This is a genomic window from Alcanivorax sp., from assembly GCF_019431375.1.
GTDB classification, from domain to species: domain Bacteria; phylum Pseudomonadota; class Gammaproteobacteria; order Pseudomonadales; family Alcanivoracaceae; genus Alcanivorax; species Alcanivorax jadensis_A.
The window spans coordinates 2,950,442-2,967,497 of sequence record NZ_CP080267.1 but is presented as its reverse complement, the minus strand read 5'-3'; the positions used below and the strand labels follow the sequence as shown (position 1 = coordinate 2,967,497).

General features: G+C 58.4%; 15 protein-coding genes. 7 read left to right on the top strand and 8 right to left on the bottom strand.

Annotation, left to right across the window (positions count from 1 at the left end; translation table 11 throughout):
* Positions 1-195: 195 nt before the first annotated feature.
* Together katG and KZ772_RS13875 are read right to left on the bottom strand one after the other, a co-directional pair.
* Entirely contained in the window at positions 196-2,364 is a 2,169-nt protein-coding gene (katG, locus tag KZ772_RS13880) for a catalase/peroxidase HPI (protein ID WP_290537121.1), read from the bottom strand.
* Positions 2,351-2,554, bottom strand: a complete 204-nt coding sequence (locus tag KZ772_RS13875; RefSeq protein WP_290537120.1) for a hypothetical protein — start codon at positions 2,552-2,554, stop codon at positions 2,351-2,353. The genes katG and KZ772_RS13875 overlap by 14 nt, the downstream gene beginning before the upstream one ends.
* Positions 2,555-2,638: 84 nt before the next feature.
* Between KZ772_RS13875 and KZ772_RS13870 the strand changes: the two genes are divergently transcribed.
* Positions 2,639-3,931, top strand: a complete 1,293-nt coding sequence (locus KZ772_RS13870) for an AarF/ABC1/UbiB kinase family protein (RefSeq protein ID WP_290537119.1) — start codon at positions 2,639-2,641, stop codon at positions 3,929-3,931.
* A gap of 130 nt (positions 3,932-4,061) precedes the next feature.
* Here KZ772_RS13870 and KZ772_RS13865 read toward each other — a convergent pair whose 3' ends face one another.
* On the bottom strand, positions 4,062-5,345 hold the full coding sequence (locus KZ772_RS13865) for an aminotransferase class I/II-fold pyridoxal phosphate-dependent enzyme (RefSeq protein ID WP_290537118.1): 1,284 nt from the start codon (positions 5,343-5,345) through the stop codon (positions 4,062-4,064).
* A gap of 483 nt (positions 5,346-5,828) precedes the next feature.
* Here KZ772_RS13865 and KZ772_RS13860 point away from each other — a divergent pair, with 483 nt between their 5' ends.
* A complete protein-coding gene (locus tag KZ772_RS13860) occupies positions 5,829-7,025 on the top strand; it encodes a GGDEF domain-containing protein (protein WP_290537117.1) in 1,197 nt (398 codons plus the stop codon).
* A gap of 200 nt (positions 7,026-7,225) precedes the next feature.
* Here the strand turns inward: KZ772_RS13860 and KZ772_RS13855 are convergent, their stop codons facing one another.
* A complete protein-coding gene (locus KZ772_RS13855; protein WP_290508889.1) occupies positions 7,226-7,492 on the bottom strand; it encodes a hypothetical protein in 267 nt (88 codons plus the stop codon).
* Positions 7,493-7,506: 14 nt separating this feature from the next.
* Complete coding sequence (locus KZ772_RS13850; protein WP_290537116.1) at positions 7,507-8,466, bottom strand: hypothetical protein; 960 nt, start codon at positions 8,464-8,466, stop codon at positions 7,507-7,509.
* Positions 8,467-8,663: 197 nt separating this feature from the next.
* Between KZ772_RS13850 and KZ772_RS13845 the strand changes: the two genes are divergently transcribed.
* Both KZ772_RS13845 and KZ772_RS13840 read left to right on the top strand, forming a co-directional pair.
* Positions 8,664-9,149, top strand: coding sequence for a YajQ family cyclic di-GMP-binding protein (locus tag KZ772_RS13845; RefSeq protein ID WP_290508887.1), 486 nt, complete (start codon positions 8,664-8,666; stop codon positions 9,147-9,149).
* A 190-nt stretch (positions 9,150-9,339) separates the two neighbouring features.
* Complete coding sequence (locus KZ772_RS13840; protein WP_290537115.1) at positions 9,340-9,828, top strand: hypothetical protein; 489 nt, start codon at positions 9,340-9,342, stop codon at positions 9,826-9,828.
* Between the two features lie 35 nt (positions 9,829-9,863).
* On the opposite strand, the gene KZ772_RS13835 is transcribed toward KZ772_RS13840, so the two are convergent.
* Positions 9,864-11,216, bottom strand: a complete 1,353-nt coding sequence (locus KZ772_RS13835) for a hypothetical protein (protein ID WP_290537114.1) — start codon at positions 11,214-11,216, stop codon at positions 9,864-9,866.
* A gap of 240 nt (positions 11,217-11,456) precedes the next feature.
* Here KZ772_RS13835 and KZ772_RS13830 point away from each other — a divergent pair, with 240 nt between their 5' ends.
* Positions 11,457-11,840, top strand: a complete 384-nt coding sequence (locus KZ772_RS13830; protein ID WP_290537113.1) for a hypothetical protein — start codon at positions 11,457-11,459, stop codon at positions 11,838-11,840.
* 35 nt (positions 11,841-11,875) lie between these two features.
* Here KZ772_RS13830 and KZ772_RS13825 read toward each other — a convergent pair whose 3' ends face one another.
* Positions 11,876-13,021: a choice-of-anchor P family protein gene (locus KZ772_RS13825; RefSeq protein WP_290537112.1), complete on the bottom strand. Its 1,146-nt coding sequence runs from the start codon at positions 13,019-13,021 to the stop codon at positions 11,876-11,878.
* A gap of 374 nt (positions 13,022-13,395) precedes the next feature.
* Here KZ772_RS13825 and KZ772_RS13820 point away from each other — a divergent pair, with 374 nt between their 5' ends.
* The gene (locus KZ772_RS13820; protein WP_290537111.1) at positions 13,396-15,468 is read left to right on the top strand and encodes a VIT and VWA domain-containing protein; all 2,073 of its coding nucleotides are present in this window, start codon (positions 13,396-13,398) and stop codon (positions 15,466-15,468) included.
* Positions 15,469-15,681: 213 nt separating this feature from the next.
* Here the strand turns inward: KZ772_RS13820 and KZ772_RS13815 are convergent, their stop codons facing one another.
* The gene (locus KZ772_RS13815; protein ID WP_290537110.1) at positions 15,682-16,278 is read right to left on the bottom strand and encodes a hypothetical protein; all 597 of its coding nucleotides are present in this window, start codon (positions 16,276-16,278) and stop codon (positions 15,682-15,684) included.
* Between the two features lie 100 nt (positions 16,279-16,378).
* Here KZ772_RS13815 and tmpT point away from each other — a divergent pair, with 100 nt between their 5' ends.
* Positions 16,379-17,026 carry a thiopurine S-methyltransferase gene (gene tmpT / locus KZ772_RS13810; RefSeq protein WP_290537109.1) on the top strand — a complete coding sequence of 216 codons (648 nt, stop codon included), beginning with the start codon at positions 16,379-16,381 and terminating at the stop codon, positions 17,024-17,026.
* The last annotated feature ends 30 nt before the right edge of the window (positions 17,027-17,056 follow it).

Genomic DNA, 17,056 nt, shown 5'->3' with positions numbered 1-17,056 from the left:
CAGGAACCCAGGCTTGTTGTAGGAGCGTCGCTGGCGGCGCGATTGCCAACGTCTCGCATCGCGCCGCCAGCGACGCTCCTACCGTTTACCGCACCCCAATGAGAAACCGGGGGATGGCCGTCTTTTCCTGACAAGCAGACACAAAAAAACGGTGCGCTGTTTCCAGCGCACCGTTTTTGGACTGACAGTGATGGATTACTTCTTCAGATCAAAGCGATCCAGCTCCATCACCTTGGTCCAGGCGGCCACGAAATCGTTGACCAGCTTTTCCTGACCATCGGCACAGGCATAGACCTCTGCCAGGGCACGCAGCACCGAGTTGGAACCGAAAACCAGGTCCACCCGGGTACCGGTCCATTTCACCTGGCCGCTGTCGCGATCACGGCCTTCGAACGCTTCTTCATCACTGGAAGTGGCTTTCCATTCCGTGCCCATGTCGAGCAGGTTGACGAAGAAATCGTTGCTCAATGTGCCGGGCTTGTCGGTGAACACACCGTGTTGGCTACCATCGTGATTGGCGCCCAGTACACGCAGGCCACCCACCAGTGCGGTCATCTCCGGCGCCGTCAGCGTGAGCAGTTGCGCCCGGTCCACCAACAGGTGTTCGGCACCGATGCTGAACTTGCCTTTCTGGTAGTTGCGGAAACCATCCGCCGCCGGCTCCAGTGGCTCGAAGGAAGCCACGTCGGTCTGCGCTTCGGTGGCATCGGTCCGTCCCGGATGGAAGGGCACGGTCACATCGTGGCCGGCATCCTTCGCCGCCTTTTCGATACCGACACCACCAGCCAGCACGATCAGGTCCGCCAGCGACACCTTCTTGTTGCCGCTGTTGAAGTCGCTCTGGATGCCTTCCAGGGTCTTCAGCACTTTTGCCAGTTGCTGCGGCTGGTTTACTTCCCAGTCCTTCTGCGGTGCCAGGCGAATGCGGGCACCGTTGGCGCCGCCACGCTTGTCGCCACCACGGAAGGTGGAGGCGGAGGCCCAGGCGGTGGACACCAGCTCGGACACGGACAATCCGCTTTCCAGGATCTTGCTCTTCAGTGCCGCGATGTCCTGGTCGTTGACCAGCTCGTGATCCACCGGCGGCACCGGGTCCTGCCAGATCAGCTCTTCTTTGGGCACTTCCGGGCCCAGGTAACGGACACGGGGGCCCATGTCACGGTGAGTGAGCTTGAACCAGGCGCGGGCAAAGGCGTCGGCGAACTGGTCCGGGTTCTCGTAGAAGCGCCGGGAAATCTTTTCGTAGTCCGGATCAAAGCGCAGGGACAGATCCGTGGTCAGCATCATCGGCTTGCGCTTTTTGCTCTTGTCCTGGGCGTAGGGGATGATTTCGTCCGCGTCCTTGGCCACCCACTGCTTGGCGCCTGCCGGGCTGGTGGTAAGCTCCCACTCGTAGCCAAACAGGTTTTCAAAGAAGTAGTTGCTCCACTGGGTGGGCGTCTGGGTCCAGGTCACTTCCGGGCCGCCGCCCATGGTGTCATCACCTTTACCGGTACCCACCGGGTTGTGCCAGCCCAGACCCTGTTCGGCCAGGCTCGCTGCCTCCGGTTCAGGGCCCACTTTTTCCGGATCACCGGCGCCATGGGCCTTGCCGAAGGTGTGGCCACCGGCGATCAGCGCCACGGTTTCCTCATCATCCATGGCCATGCGCGCAAAGGTTTCGCGGATATCGTGCGCCGCGGCCTTCGGGTCCGGGTTGCCGTCCGGGCCTTCCGGGTTCACATAGATCAGGCCCATCTGTACTGCCGCCAGCGGGTTTTCCAGGTCGCGCTTCCCAGAATAGCGCTTGTCGCCATCCAGCCAGCCTTGCTCGGCACCCCAGTACACATCCAGGTCCGGCTCCCAGGTGTCTTCCCGGCCACCGGCAAAGCCGAAAGTCTTGAAGCCCATGGATTCCAGCGCCACGTTACCGGCGAGAATCATCAGGTCCGCCCAGGAAATATTGCGGCCATACTTTTGCTTGATCGGCCACAGCAGACGGCGGGCCTTGTCCAGGTTCACGTTGTCCGGCCAGCTGTTCAGTGGCGCAAAACGCTGCTGGCCACGACCACCGCCGCCCCGGCCATCACCGATACGGTAGGTGCCGGCACTATGCCAGGCCATGCGAATAAACAGACCGCCATAGTGACCGAAATCCGCCGGCCACCAGTCCTGGGAATCGGTCATCAGTGCATCCAGATCTTTTTTCACTGCATCAAGATCAAGACGGCTGAAAGCTTTGGCGTAATCGAAGTCCTCATCCATGGGATTGGACTTGGAGGAATGCTGATTGAGGAGATCCAGGCGTAGCTGGTTGGGCCACCAGTCCTGGTTCGTGGTGCCGCCACCTGCCGCGTGATTAATCGGGCATTTACTGTCTGTCATAGCGCTCTCCTTCCTTGTGGGTGGGTTCGGCGTCGTTGTTACCTAGTTGTAGTCCTTTAGAGGCTGCCTTGGCCAGTTTAGTTTGCCAACGGCGGCGATAGTTTTTATTAAACACCACCAAAATTTTCACGGGATATTCACTTTCAAAACCCGCCACTTCACTCTGTCCGTGCTTCACCGGGGTATACAAAGATATACCAGCATTTTCTGATTACTGACACAGGGCCCTGGCACCTTTGCTATGCTGCCAATATCGCATTGGCAAGGGATCCCCATGGAATCGACCACGCCCGACCAGCCCCAGACTCTCGGCGAGACCACTCGCATGCTGTGGAACGCCCGTGGCCGCTACAAGCGGGTGCTGGCCACCGCCGCCAGCCTGCAGAAGGTGGTATGGAAACATCGCAAGATACTGGGCAGTAGCGACGAGCAGGCCCTGCAGCCCCTCCACCAGGAAGTGGCCGCCAGCCTCGCCACCCTGTTCCGTGATAACGGCGGCGCCTGGATCAAGTTTGCCCAGTTTCTCAGCTGCCGGCCGGATCTGCTGCCCGCGCCCTATATCGACGCCTTTGCCCATCTGCGAGAGAACGCCCCCAAGGCCCATTTTGATGACATTCAGCCCTGGCTGAAGGCCCAGCTGGGCCACGACTGGGCGGATTCCTTCAGTGCCTTCAACATCATCCCCATGGCCGCCGCTTCCATCGCCCAGGTCCATAACGCCACCCTGAAATCCGGCGCAGAGGTAGCAGTGAAGCTGCAGCAGCCCCGGGTCAGCCAGGAGTTCTCTGAAGATGCCGCCGCCCTGCGATTGCTGGCCAAGGCGCTGAAACCGCTGCTACGCGAAGTGGATGTGGAGCAGATCATCAACCAGTTGATCACCACCACCGAACGGGAGCTGGACTTCCGCCTGGAAATGGCCCACATGCAGGAGTTCAGTGAGCTGCCACACCTGCCGGGCATCAAGGTGCCGCGGGTCTACCCGACCCTGTGCAGTGCACAGATGCTGGTAACGGAGTGGATTGAGGGGAAAAGCCTGTCCACCTTGTTGCGTGAGGATGAAGCGCAGGCCATTCCCCTGCTGGAGCGGTTGCAGGCCAGCATGATGCAACAGGTGCTGGAGTTCGGTCTGTTCCATGCGGACCCGCACCCGGGCAACTTTATCGTTACCCCGGACGGTGATCTGGCGGTGCTGGATTTCGGTGCCGTGGAGCATGTAGCCGCGGAGGATCGCCAGCATTACACCGCGCTGCTGATGCGATTGCTGGGCATGGGCGACGGACCGCTGCTACCGCTGTTCGAAGCCGCCGGTTTTGGCGGGCTCACCGAAGAGCGACTGGAAAAACTGTCCGCGGCACTGGTCTCCGCCCGCCAGGATACCGATACCACCCTGGCGGATAACCTGCGCACCCTGCTGGATGAATTCCGCCGCCTGCGGCTGGTGATGCCGGACTCCTTCGTAGCCATGGTGCGGGTGCTGATCACCGTGGGCGGACTGATGACCCGCTATCAGATTCCGTTTTCCTGGGGCGGCGCTGGCGCCCAGCCTCTAAACAACGCGGAAAAATGACCTGGGAAAAACCATCAGAAAGTGGCAAAAAAAATATTTTTTTGCCACTTTAACAAGCAGCATATGCATGCCCGTTGCCATCTATACCGGATGGTTTTTTCAGGCGCCATGCTTGCAACAACACGAAAGACTACCCCAACCAATACACGATACGATCCATGGCGGTGGTGCAGTTACCACAATACTGGCGCAGGAAATCCTCACCCAGTGATTGCTCTGCTGGCACCGATGCCGCGCCATCGAGAGCGGCCTGACCATCAAAGTCCACAAAGGCCTGCCGCAAGGTCAGCTCCCCAGAAGGACGACCAAAGGCTTCACCGGGCAAAGTGGCCACACCGGTTTCTTCCAGTAGTGCCTCGCACAGGGCGGTGCTGTCGTGAATGCCCCGCTGATGCAAGCGCTCCGTCAGAGGCGTGAAATCCGGGAACAGGTAAAAGCCGCCGTCGGGCATGGCCAGATCCAGCCCGGCCTGTTGGTAGGCATCCACCTGAAACCTGGCCAGCCCCTGGAGAATACGACGGCACTGGAACAGGTAATCGTCCATATCAGCACCACCCTGAAAGGCGCTCACCGCCGCATGCTGAATAGGCGCGGACACCGAGGTGTAGGTTTCACTGGCCACGGTGGCCATGGCATCGCGCAGCCAGGACAGGTTGGGTGGAAAGGCAAAGGCGCCCAGCCGCCAACCACCGGCGCCACACCACTTGCTCATGCCATCGCTGATGATGGTGCCTTCCGGGTAATAGCGGGCAATGGAACGGTGCTGGCCATCGTAGCGGGTGCGTCCGTAGATTTCGTCGCTGAGCAGAATCAGCCGGTGCTTACGGGCCACCTCGGCAATGTCGCGCAGCTCATCGTCAGTGAACGTATAGCCGTGGGGGTTGGCCGGATAGTTGAGAATCACCAGCCGTGGCCGGCCCGGGTCACGCTGGCACAGGGCATCGAGACTGTCCGCACCAAGCTTCCAGTTATTGTGTCGATGGGTCGGTACCCAATGGACACGGCGGCCGATGATGCTGGCCTGGGGCGCATAGGAGACCCAGCTCGGCGTGGGAATCACCAGGTCGCCGTAGTAGACCAGTTGCAGGATAAACATGAGCTCCTTGGAGCCCGGCCCGATCATGATGTCTTCGGCCCGGAAGGGCACATCGTGCTCGCGGTGCAGATGACTGGCGATGGCTTCCTGCAGCGCCGGCAGCCCTTTTACCGGCAGATAATCCTTCTCGCCGGCAAACTCGCGCAATGCACTGACCACGGACGGCGGCACCGGAAAGGGTGACTGCCCCAGCCCCAGCTTGTAGACCTGCCGCCCCTGCTGGCGCAGGGCATTGCTGCGCTCGTTGATGGCCAGGGTAGCGGACACCCCCAGACCACGGACATTGAGGTTGAGGTGGACATCGGGCTGGAACGGCATGGCGATTCTCCCTGCGGATTGGCGCGAGTCTTTTGACCGTGCTGCACGATCATGCTTCGACCATAAAGCACAGCCCGAGGCACAGGCAAAACACACTGTCACACCAGAACGTCAGCCGGTCGCCGCCAGGTCACATCCACAGTACGGCAGTCCTTGTGGTATTTGATTTTGCAGGGCGCCCTGCTGGACGGTGTGCCAGCAAGGCCATCCTTGAGAATCTCAATGGACGAGGGCTATCTGGCACCCGCCGTTGCCCCCACATTGCACCCACGTACCTCATGAAACGCCTTCATGCCGGTTTTTCCACCGTTAAGCAGTCCACCCTGACAAGCGGTTGCTTAATAACCAGTCCATACCTATAACCAAACAAAGCGTCATCTCCGGTTTTCCCGGCTATCCATCGGGCCACGCTTGCGCGCCAATGGAAAGGCCTCGCCCCTGAAGGGACTCCCACACAAAAACAACAGGAACAAGGGGGACACCATGACCACAACCAAACCGCTTGCCGCCCGCCCCGGCGGCGCCGAACGCCATAGCTGGCTATCAAACCCGCTGGACTGGCCGCACATCGATCGCATGGTTCTGCTGGCCTCGCTGGTGATGATCTGCCCGGTGGCGCTGAGCCTGTGGCTAGCCGGTGTTGCCCTGGTTGCTCCGGACTGGGTGAACCCGCCGGTGGTAAAGGCCCTGTTCGGCCTGTTTGCCTTGCACGCTCTACTGCTGGGCAGCTTCCTGCTGGCCGCCCGTTATCGGCGCCAGCGCAAATCCAGCTGGTCACTGATGGAAAGCGTGATCATCTTCTCTTATGCCCTGGTCTGTCTGATCAGTAGCTGGCTTACCGGCACCCAATTCACCGCCGGGCTGCTGCTGTTATTGCTGGGCGTCAACATTGCGTCCCCGCTGGCCAGTATCCACAAGCTCAAGCAGGCCTATGGCCTGGTCTGTATCGCACTGGCCGTGTTTATCTTTTTGTACCTGAACGGCGGCTTTAACCATGCCCCCTTGTTTGCCCGCCCCCCTTACCAGGCAGATGGCAGCCCGGTCATGTTCTGGTTTGTGTTCCAGTCCGTGCTGGCGGTGACTCTGCTACTCATTCTTTACATCGGACTGGTCGCCACCGAGCGCTGGAGCAACCGGGAGGACCTCTATCGGGAAATGTCCACGGTGGACGGCCTGACCCGGCTTACCAACCGACGCTCGTTTATCGAGCGGGGTGAAAGCGAACTCAACCGCACCCGGCGTACACCCACCTCGCAGCTATCGTGCATCATGCTGGATATTGATCACTTCAAGGGTATCAATGACACCCACGGCCACGATGCCGGCGATGCGGTACTGGTTAAGGTGTCGGAAATCATGATGGATAATGCCCGCCAGTATGACGAGGTGGGCCGTTATGGCGGCGAGGAGTTTGCCATTCTGCTACCGGCCACACCGCTGGATAACGCCATCAAGGTAGCCGAGCGCCTGCGTGCCAGAATCGAGGCGCTGGAAATACCCTGCAACGGCACAACCCTGCGTGTCACCGCCAGCTTCGGCGTCGCCTGCTACCCCTACAATGACATCCAGGACATGAACGGCCTGCTCAAGTCTGCCGACACGGCCCTCTATGCCGCCAAGCATGGTGGACGCAACCAGGTGATTGCCGCCCGGGAGCAACGTTTGGCAGCCAACAGCTGACACAGGACATTGCCACGTTCATTGATCGCCAGGGTAGCATCGCGGACATTCAGGTTGAGGTGTACATCGAGCTGGATCGACATAAACGACATTCCCCTGAACGAGACAAGCTTTCTTCGGGCCTGCCGCGGGTTGTCACCGGGCTGCAAAGGGTGCAGGCCCGGTGACGGCAGGAACAACGACAACAAATAAACTGAGGGTCAGACCTTCAGGTATTTCGCCGCCTTGGCATCCGCTTTTTTCGCCAGCGGTTTCAGCTCGGCAATTTTTTCACAGACCGCGTCGCACTCTTCCTTGCTGAGCGCATGGCCATCCACCGCCTTGTGCAGCTGGCGCATGTAGTTATCCAGAATCGTCAGTACCGACAGGTGCACCAGCGGGGCAATGGACGACTTCTTCTGGGTGATGTGCTGTTTGCGGTGGGCCTGCTCCCAACGTTTTTCGAATTCCTTGTGGCTCAATGTCATGACAACCTCCCTGTTCAGAATGTGAGTTTATTAACGCTGATGCTGTTCAGACCCAGCTCACCGCCGCTGATACCTTCCATTGCCACCGGCAGGCTGATGTCATTGAGAGACACCTTGCCCAGAGTGGCACCGAGTTTGGCATCACTGAGCGTCATGCTGCCCACGTTCAGATGCACCGTGGGGGTGACTGCAATGCTCACCTTGAGGATGCCCAGATCCACGCCCAGGGATTTATCCGAGGCAGTGGCGTCCACATTGAACGCCTGGCTGGTGGCCGCCGGCATCGTCACGGACGGGATGCTGATGTTTTCCAGGCTGGCGCCGGGCAGGATGAGCTGTTCGGTGGGAGCCGCCCGATTCACGCGCAGGGCTTCGCCGTTCGCCGCCGGCACCGACAGGGAGCTGAGCGACAACTCACCAATGCCCATGCCGGACACGGACAACCCGGCACTGGGAAGGCCCAACTTGTCCAGGCGCACCCCGGACAGATCCAGGTTGCCCAGGTTGAGCTGGTCGATGGGTTTCATCTGCGCCACCAGGCCGGGAATATCGATGGCCGGAATCTGCAGGTCGATATTGCCCAGGTCCGGCACCGTGATGGTGCCCAGATCCACCGGGATATCCAGGCTGCCCATATCCTCGCTGCCATCCCAGCTGCCGAGCCAGCCCAGGTCAATTTTCCAGTTCAGCCGGAAGCCCAGCTCGACGATGGTGCGCACCTGATTCAGCACCGCTTTGGCGCTATCCACCGAGGCCTGGGTATTTTCCACGTGCAGGTTGCCGATACTGGCGCTACCCAGGGTGACCTTTTCCACGCGCAGATTATTGAGCGTACCGTCTTCTACGGTGACCTGGTCGATGGCGATTTTGCGGGAGACCTGGGCACCGAGTACGCCCAGGCGGGTGAGAAGATCCCGGGAAACCGGGAGAGAATCCAGCAGGTTGTCCGCAGACAACCGTTCTTTTAGTGACATGTTTGCCTCCTGGCAGGGTTGAGTAAGCACACTCCGGTGTGCGCTCACACTCTAACCATTGAGGCATTTATTGCATATGAAGCAAGCGTACCAATTTATCGGCGGCTATCGGCGGCGCACCCCGCAGGGCCCACTCGCGGATCAAAAAAGACTATAATTGCCCCCTTCCTACAACAGAATATGCGTGCGGACTTACCATGCCTTCTTTCGATATCGTCTCTGAAATTGATGAAGTGGCCCTGCGCCACGCGGTGGATAACGCCAACCGCGAACTCGCCAACCGTTTTGACTTCCGTGGCGTCGAGGCCAGCATTGAGCAGAATGGCCTGGACGTGACCCTGAAGACCCAGTCGGACTTTCAGGTGCAGCAGCTGGAAGAGCTGTTTGCCAAGGCAGCAGTCAAACAGGGCATCAGCGTTGCCGGCGCCGACCGCCCGGAAAAGCCCGAGCACAGCGGCAAGACCTTCTCACTGACACTGACCTTCCGCCAGGGCATCGAGCAACCCCTCGGCAAGCAGATCGTCAAGATGATCAAGGACAGCAAACTCAAGGTGCAGGCTTCCATTCAAGGGGACCAGGTGCGCGTGAACGGCAAGAAGCGTGATGACCTGCAAGCGGTGATGGCCCTGCTGCGCGAATCGAAAATCGAAACGCCGCTGCAGTTCAATAATTTCAGAGACTGAAGCAGTGGCGAGCCACTAGCTTCTAGCTGCTAGTTTTAACGCGAGACAGGTCTTGTTCTCTTGAAGCGCCAGAGGCCGCGTCCAAACCTGGGGCGCGGCCTCTGGCGCTTCAGGCCCTAGCGGGCCAGACCCGCGCTTAACTAGAAGCTAGTAGCTCGAAGCTAGTTGTTTAAAATAATAAGGAGACATCATGTCCGTTGCTTCCCACCAGGCAGTGCCACGCCTCAACCTGCTCTGGTTCACCGTGCTCGCCGCCCCCATGATGATCGGTATCGCCATCGCCCTGATGATCTGGTTCGGCCAGTATCAGGCCCCCATGGATCTGCTACCCGAGGATACCTTGCGCATGGGTGCGCTTGGCGCCATGGCACTGATGTTGGTGGTGGCCAGACCGCTCCGCAATCTGCTGCTGGCCCCGACAGCCATCGCGAAGCGCCCCTTGCAAGGCACCACACCGACTAACGCCGATGGGGAGGCCGTCATCAAGGTCCAGACCAGCATGTTCTTGCTGCTGGGTCTTCTCGATGCGGTTGCCATGATCGTGATTGCCTTCTGCCTGATGCAGGCGGATGCGCACCTGGCCATTCTGAACGGCATCTTCAGCCTGGTATTGGCAGTCATCGCCAAACCGGATTTTGCCGCATTGATCGACCAGACCCGGCAACAATTACAGCGATAACGTTGATAAGAAAACAGCGGGCTTGGCCGCTGTTTTCAAAACCCGCCGCAGCGCTGTGTCATCAGGGCTTCTATCTGGCTGTAGGTAAACGCTTTCGGCGCATTGTCATTCAATGTCACCGTGAGCGTTTCAGCACCGGCGTCATAGCTGACCGCTGCCTGGTTGCCGGCATCATCCACCATCGTTAAAGACCCGCTGCTGACTTCGTCTGCTTTATCCAGCAGCCCTTCGTCCTCCGCCACCTGCTTTACGTACAGGTCCTGAACCGTTTCCACATGAAAACTGCCCTGCGGACAGCTCTCCGGCAACACATTGGTGGAGTAGCCATAACGACCTTGATAGCGCTCGATATGCCCTTCCTCAAAGGTCATATCGCCGTCTATGCCATATTCCAGCCAGAACCGCTGTTGTTCACTGTTTCCTAACTGGGTGGTTCCGGTGCCACTGCCGTCACCATCAATAGCCATGGTGCCGACAACGGAATACTGCTCCAGTTCTCCACCTGCACTCCCGTAGTCTTCGTCTGCTGAATCACGGCGCAGATGGATAAAGCCATACCAGTAGCGGGAAAATATCACCGTATCATCATCGAATGATTGCGACACAGAAAAAGGGGAATCCAGTGACATGCCTGAATGCTCAAACCCAATGAAATCGGTTTCAGCAAAAAAATTCCCGCCACCGATTCCGGAAACCGGATAACCAATACGGCGTACACCGTCAGCTCTGCCTGACCCTGCGACTGTGTCGCTGGAAAAACAGTTTCGGTCATCACTTTCGATCACATCATGCAACGCGCCCGAAAAAGGCGAAGCCACATCGTCGTCAGAACGGTCGGTTACCACATGTTCACCACCGCCTTCACAGGCTTGGCTCTGATCATCCCGGTCGGCCCCTGTCATATCCACGTTCAGGGCCTCATTCAGATTGAGAGCCATACGGCTCAGCGGCAAATGGGTTTCATCCATCAAGGACCCGGGGGCCAACAGCACAACATCCTCTTCACTACCAAAACTGGCAGCGGCCACTCTTTCCAGTGCCACTATCTCGTTGTTGCCATTGTCATTGTTGTTATCAGGCGAATTTGACGGGCCTGCCTCACTACTTCCTCCGCCGCCACCACAGGCGGCCATCAGGCTAGTCATCAATACCAGGTAGCTATTCTTTACCGCGCTGCTGCAATCCATCCTTAGTACCCTATCCGTCAATTCATCAGCGGGGGAGGAATGTAGCAGGTTGGCAAAGAACCGCCGTACGTATCCCGGCAATGCCGGGTAAGACAATGACGCCAGTGAACGTAAGACATGGATTACACCGCTATTTACAAAATCCTCACAGGCCTGGCTGCAAGTTACAGATAGCACCGCAATTCCCATCAAAACCACCATCGCCGACACTTTTCATCGCTGCTTTTATAACCACTAATCGGACGATAAACGGTAGCCGTACGTCATACCGGTATCGCATATGCCTGTTTTCATTGCTGAAAACAACTACAAATACAGACTGAACGCCGTTCTATAGAACTCAAAACAAAACCACTCAGTCACTTTGCGCTAGTAAGTGCGGTCAAAAAAGCGCCACCATGAATCATGGAAGGTGTGACGTAGTTCCTTCCGGGAGGAATGATGTTTAAGGCAAAGGCAGCATGGATCGCTGCCCTGATGATGGCAGGAAGTGTCAGTTTCGCTTCCTCGGTCAGTGACTCGGCCAGGGCGACAATCACGCTGATTATCCCGCCGTCGTTCAAGGTAGAAGGCCTGTCACAGTTGCAGGCCACAGAATCACGGCAATACCGGGCAGACCAGCTCTGCCTGCGAGGGCCGCGCAGCATGGATTATTCGTTGCAGGTCCGCGATGGCGCAGGCCGGATCAGCCAGGCACAAGCTGATTTTATCCCCGCCAGCGACACCCCGGATTGTCATGGTGAATCTGCTTCCCTGCTGCTACGCAACGGCAAGCAGGCCGCTCAGGAAGAAGGGGAATTCACCTTGATGATCATTGCGGAATAGCACGGCTCCGGTGATGACCGGAACCGTGCCAGTCGTCATTTCTTCTTGCCTTTACCTCCGCCGTTTCCGCCGCCCTTGCCACCGCCATCATCGACGGCGCACTGACCTGGCTTGTGCAGTTGCAGATTGCCCCGTGACAACAGCCCCGATTCGGCGTATCCACCGGACATGATAGCGAAGTAATCCGCTCTGCCCGGCTCACCCGCGTCGGTAACGGTAACCCGGCACAGACTGTTACCCGTGCCATCGCAGACATAGTCCAGGCGCCGGGTCAGGGCATCCACCAGCACATAATCACTCAACTCGTGAGCACGGATATGCGGGCCGCCGCTGCGATGGTCAACGCCATTGAAATGACCGCTCAGGCCGTTAGCTTTCAGACCACCCACCATACCGAACGACAATCTGCCGCCGGCCACATCCAGCTGACCGCCCCCGGTGACGAAATCCTTCACCGGGCAGACAAACGTATCGCCGCAAGTAATACCGGCGCGAGCGTGGCTGATCACCACATCCGCACTGAGGGCACCGTAAAGCAGATGGTTATCCAGCAAGGTGATATGCAGGGCATTGGTAACAATCGTGTTCTGATCAACGATCTGTTCGTTGATGATCACACTGGCCAGTCCGGGAATCTCCACGGTCTGGTTGGGGTGCCCGGATACCTGAATGTCGTAGCCATTGATGCGTAAGCCCACCAGCCGCGACGACCCGGACGTCACCACGCCCTGATCAGTACAAAGGGTTTGCGCCTGAGCCTCCAGCACCGCGGCCGATACCGTCAACAGCCCAAGTACCGACACATCCAGCCCCACCACCGTGGACTGGGCATGTGTCATGTCACCGCTGCCAACCACTGAAGCAGAAAGAATATCAGCCCCGACATTGACCAGGCCGGTCTCCGCCACCGCACTGATGCCTTTCTCCCGCATGCCGCCACTGGCATCCAGCATGCCGGTATTGTTGAGGACAACCCGGGTCTCCCCGAGCAGAAACGTTTTCAGGGTGATATCCACGGCCGTGGCCTCACCACTGTAGGTGGTGGTGACCGAACCCCCACCACCACCGCCGCCTTTGCCCGGTGGCGGCCCCTTGGCTTCCACGGCGGGTACCAATAGCAAGCAGGCTGTGAGAACAGGAAGAAACCGTCGGCAATAATAGAGCAATAGTGAGCGTCGCATGTTGCACCTCCAGGGACAGGTCAGTTTCCCAAGACGATCGCAACGCGCGAACAAAGCGGACCAGAGTGAGCACAGGGATAAAAGCACCAACGGTCCTGAAGACCCCTATTAAGCGCGCAACATCTGCCGCCTGCATCCCGGTTTTTCACAACCACAACAAATTCGAACCAGACGCAGCAAAGCACACCCTAAAAGCGATAAAACCCTATGAAAAATAGGCCTGTGAAACCGCATCTTGTTGCTGGGCATACCAGGGCACAGGCCAGCATTTCCTATTGAACACCCCGGGACATGAATTGTTAATGAACACCGTTTAACAATTCATGTCCGATGATCTACAACTGTTCCCGTGATCAATAACAAGGAGAACCATCATGGGTTTCAGGAACGGATTCACCCGTTTGTTTGCCGGCCTGGTCCTGCTGCTTGGAAGCATCACCACCCCGGCGTTGGCCGCCGGATTAATGACCCCGGCCAATAGCAGCCTGCCGCCATTACAGATCCGCGAACAGCATGTCACCGTGGATGTGGAAGACGGCTACGCCATCACCGAAGTGGAGCAGGTCTTCCACAATCCCAATGACCAGGACCTGGAAGCCTACTACCGCTTCCCGGTCCCCGAGCGCGGCACCGTGGCCGAGTTCACCGTGTGGATCGACGGCAAGCCAGTGATCGGTGAAGTGCTGGAAAAACAGCAGGCCCGTCAGGTCTACGAAAAGGAAAAGGCCGCCGGCCGCGAGGCGGGCCTCACCGAGAAGGACAGCTACAAGGCCTTTGATGTACTGGTGCAACCGGTACGCGCCGGCCAGGAAACCCGGGTACGGCTGGTCTATATGCAGCCGGCCTTTGTGGACACCGGCATCGGCCGCTATGTGTACCCCCTGGAAGAGGGCGGCGTGGACGAAAAGAAGCTGGCGTTCTGGACCGCCAATGACAGCGTGGAAGAACACTTCAGCTTTACCCTGAACCTGCGCAGTGGCTACCCGGTGGATGCCCTGCGCCTGCCCAAGCACCCCCAGGCACAGATCCAGCAACTGGGCCCACAGCAATGGCAGGTAACACTGGATAACCGCACCGCTACCAGTGAGGAAGACGAAAATAGCGAAAGCGCCAATTTCGCGCCACCGACCACCAATGGCCAGCCGGCCAACGCCTTTACCCTGGACCAGGACATCGTCGTCTACTGGCGCCACCAGCAGGACCTGCCCGGCAGCGTAGACCTGGTGGCCTACAAGGCGCCGGGGAAAGACCGCGGCACCTTCATGCTCAGCATTACCCCCGGTGACGATCTGCCACCGATCACCACCGGCAGCGACTGGGTGTTCGTGCTGGATATTTCCGGCTCCATGAGTGCCAAGCTGGCCACCCTGGCCGACGGCGTCAGCCAGGCCCTGGGCAAACTGCGCGGCGGCGACCGTTTCCGTATCGTGCTGTTTGATGATCGCGCCGAAGAAATCACCAGCGGTTTTGTCGACGCTACCCCGGACAGCATTCGTCACTACACGGAAACACTGATGCAGCTGAAACCCCGCGGCGGCACCAACCTGTTCGGCGGCCTGAGCCTGGCCCTCAATCCCCTTGATGCAGACCGCCCCACCGGCATCGTGCTGGTTACCGATGGCGTGGCCAACGTGGGCAAGACCAAACAGAAGGATTTTATCGATCTGCTGGAAAGCCACGACGTTCGCCTGTTCACCTTTGTCATGGGCAACAGTGCCAACCGCCCCATGCTCAGTGCCATGACCGACGCCAGCAACGGCTTTGCCATCAGCGTTTCCAACAGCGATGACATCGCCGGACAGATTCTCAACGCCACCGCCAAGCTCACCCACCAGGCCATGAACGATGTGGCGATCGATATCGACGGGGTACGCACCGCCGATCTGCAACCGCAGCGCATCGGCAGCATCTACCACGGTCGCCAGATCGTGCTCCTCGGCCATTACTGGGGCGACGGCCCGGCGAAAGTCACCCTGCGCGCCAACGTGGCCGGTCAGGACAAGCAATACAAAACCCGTTTCAACTTTCCCGCCAGTGGCGGCGACAACCCGGAGCTGGAACGACTGTGGGCCTATGCCACCATCCAGGACATGCAGCGGGAAATTAATTATTTCGGTGAGGAAAAGGACCTGCAGCAGGGCATCGTCGACCTGGGCCTGGAATACGGCCTGGTCACCAACTACACCTCCATGGTGGTACTGCGCGATGAAGTCTTCGAGGAATACGGTATCGAACGTCGCAACGCCAAACGCCGGCAAATCGAAAAACTGGCCAAGGAACAACGCCAGGCCAACGCCCCTGCCAGCAACCGCGTGGACACTGCCCAGCCCATGTACACCAGCAACCGGCCGTCTTACAGCGGTGGAGGTGGCGGCGCCTTCAGCATCGGCGCGCTACTGCCCTTCCTGATCCTGCTGGTTGGCGGCGGACTGCGACGCCGCCACTGATTCCCTCAATCACAGCACGCCATCCCGGACGGGAAACGCCTGTCCGGGATTTTTTTATGGCCGCAAATTCCCACGGCTTTCAAAACGTAGGGTGCACTGAGCCTAAGGCGAACTGCACCATCAAACGCCGAATCGGTGCAGTTCGCCTTAGGCTCAGTGCACCCTACGCGGTTGGTGATCGCTTCCGTTCCCTCTAAGCCGCGATGAATCTTTTTACTCCTGCCGCCCTTCAATAGCCGACAACAGCACCCCGGCAGCAATCCCCAGGCGCTTGTCCAGCCGGCCGTCACGGTCGGCGCTGAAATCCACATCCAGTTTCAGGATGAAGGGATTAAACCGCTGACGGTATTCCGCCACCGGCGTGTCGCCCATGGTGACGTGGTAGTGCTGCGGAAAGAAAAACGCCAGCACTTCGATATAACGACGCACCAGCGCCTTGAGCATAGAGTCTTCCTCCAGCGTGCCGATTTCCTGGCCCTCGTTATCCAGAAAGGTCCAGTGGTCGCGTAGAAAAGACGACTTGAATCCCGCCCTGCGCAAGGTGCCCACATGCTCATTATTCTGTGAGTCATGCACGTCATAGGCACCGGCAAAATCGAAAATACTGCGGGTGGAGATACGCAGTAGTTCCTGTTCCTGACTGTCATCCGCATACAGGCGGATATCTTCGCGGATGCGGAAGCGCTTCATGTTGGAATATAACGCCAGCTCGCCGGTATCCGTATAAAGATGAAAGGCATCACCGAAGAGCCGGAAGAATTTTCGTCGAATGGTGTAACGGCGATGCTGAAAACGTATTGCATGAGTCATGGTCTGCCTTCCCTGAGCAAAAGAAGCTACCCTACCAGCGCAAGAAGCGATCACAAGCCTTCCCGCCGTGGAAGGCACAAGTTCACCAACAGGCGGCCCCATGAACCCGGAATTCTGGCATCAGAAATGGCACAACTCGGAGCTGGGCTTTCACCTTCCGCAAGTCCATCCACTACTGCAACGTTACCTCGGCGACCTGCCGTTGAAAGCCGGCCAGACCGTCTTTCTTCCCCTGTGCGGCAAGACGCTGGATATCGGCTATCTGCTGGAACAAGGCTATCGCGTGATCGGTGCGGAGTTATCCGATAAAGCCGTCACCGATCTGTTCGCCTCATTGAATCACCAGCCGATCATCACCGACTGGCAAGGCGGCAAGCGTTACCAGCATGGCGATCTCACCGTCTTTCAAGGCGATATCTTTCTGTTGCAGCCCGATGTTCTGGGAGCAGTGGATGCCATCTACGACCGCGCCGCCCTGATCGCCCTGCCGGATACCATGCGCGAACGTTATGCTCGCCATCTACTGACACTGACCGACAAGGCACCGCAGTTACTTATCACCCTGGAATATGATCAACAGCAGATGGATGGCCCGCCGTTTTCTGTGGGTGAACCGCAGGTAAGAAACCTCTATGAGAACGACTACAGCATAGCGCTACTTTCCAGAAAAATGATTCTCGACCATGAACCGGTCTTCCGGGAACGGGGGCTGACCGCGCTTTATGAGAATACTTTTCTGCTGGGCTGATTTTTTTCCGTAGAACACAGACCACAGAAA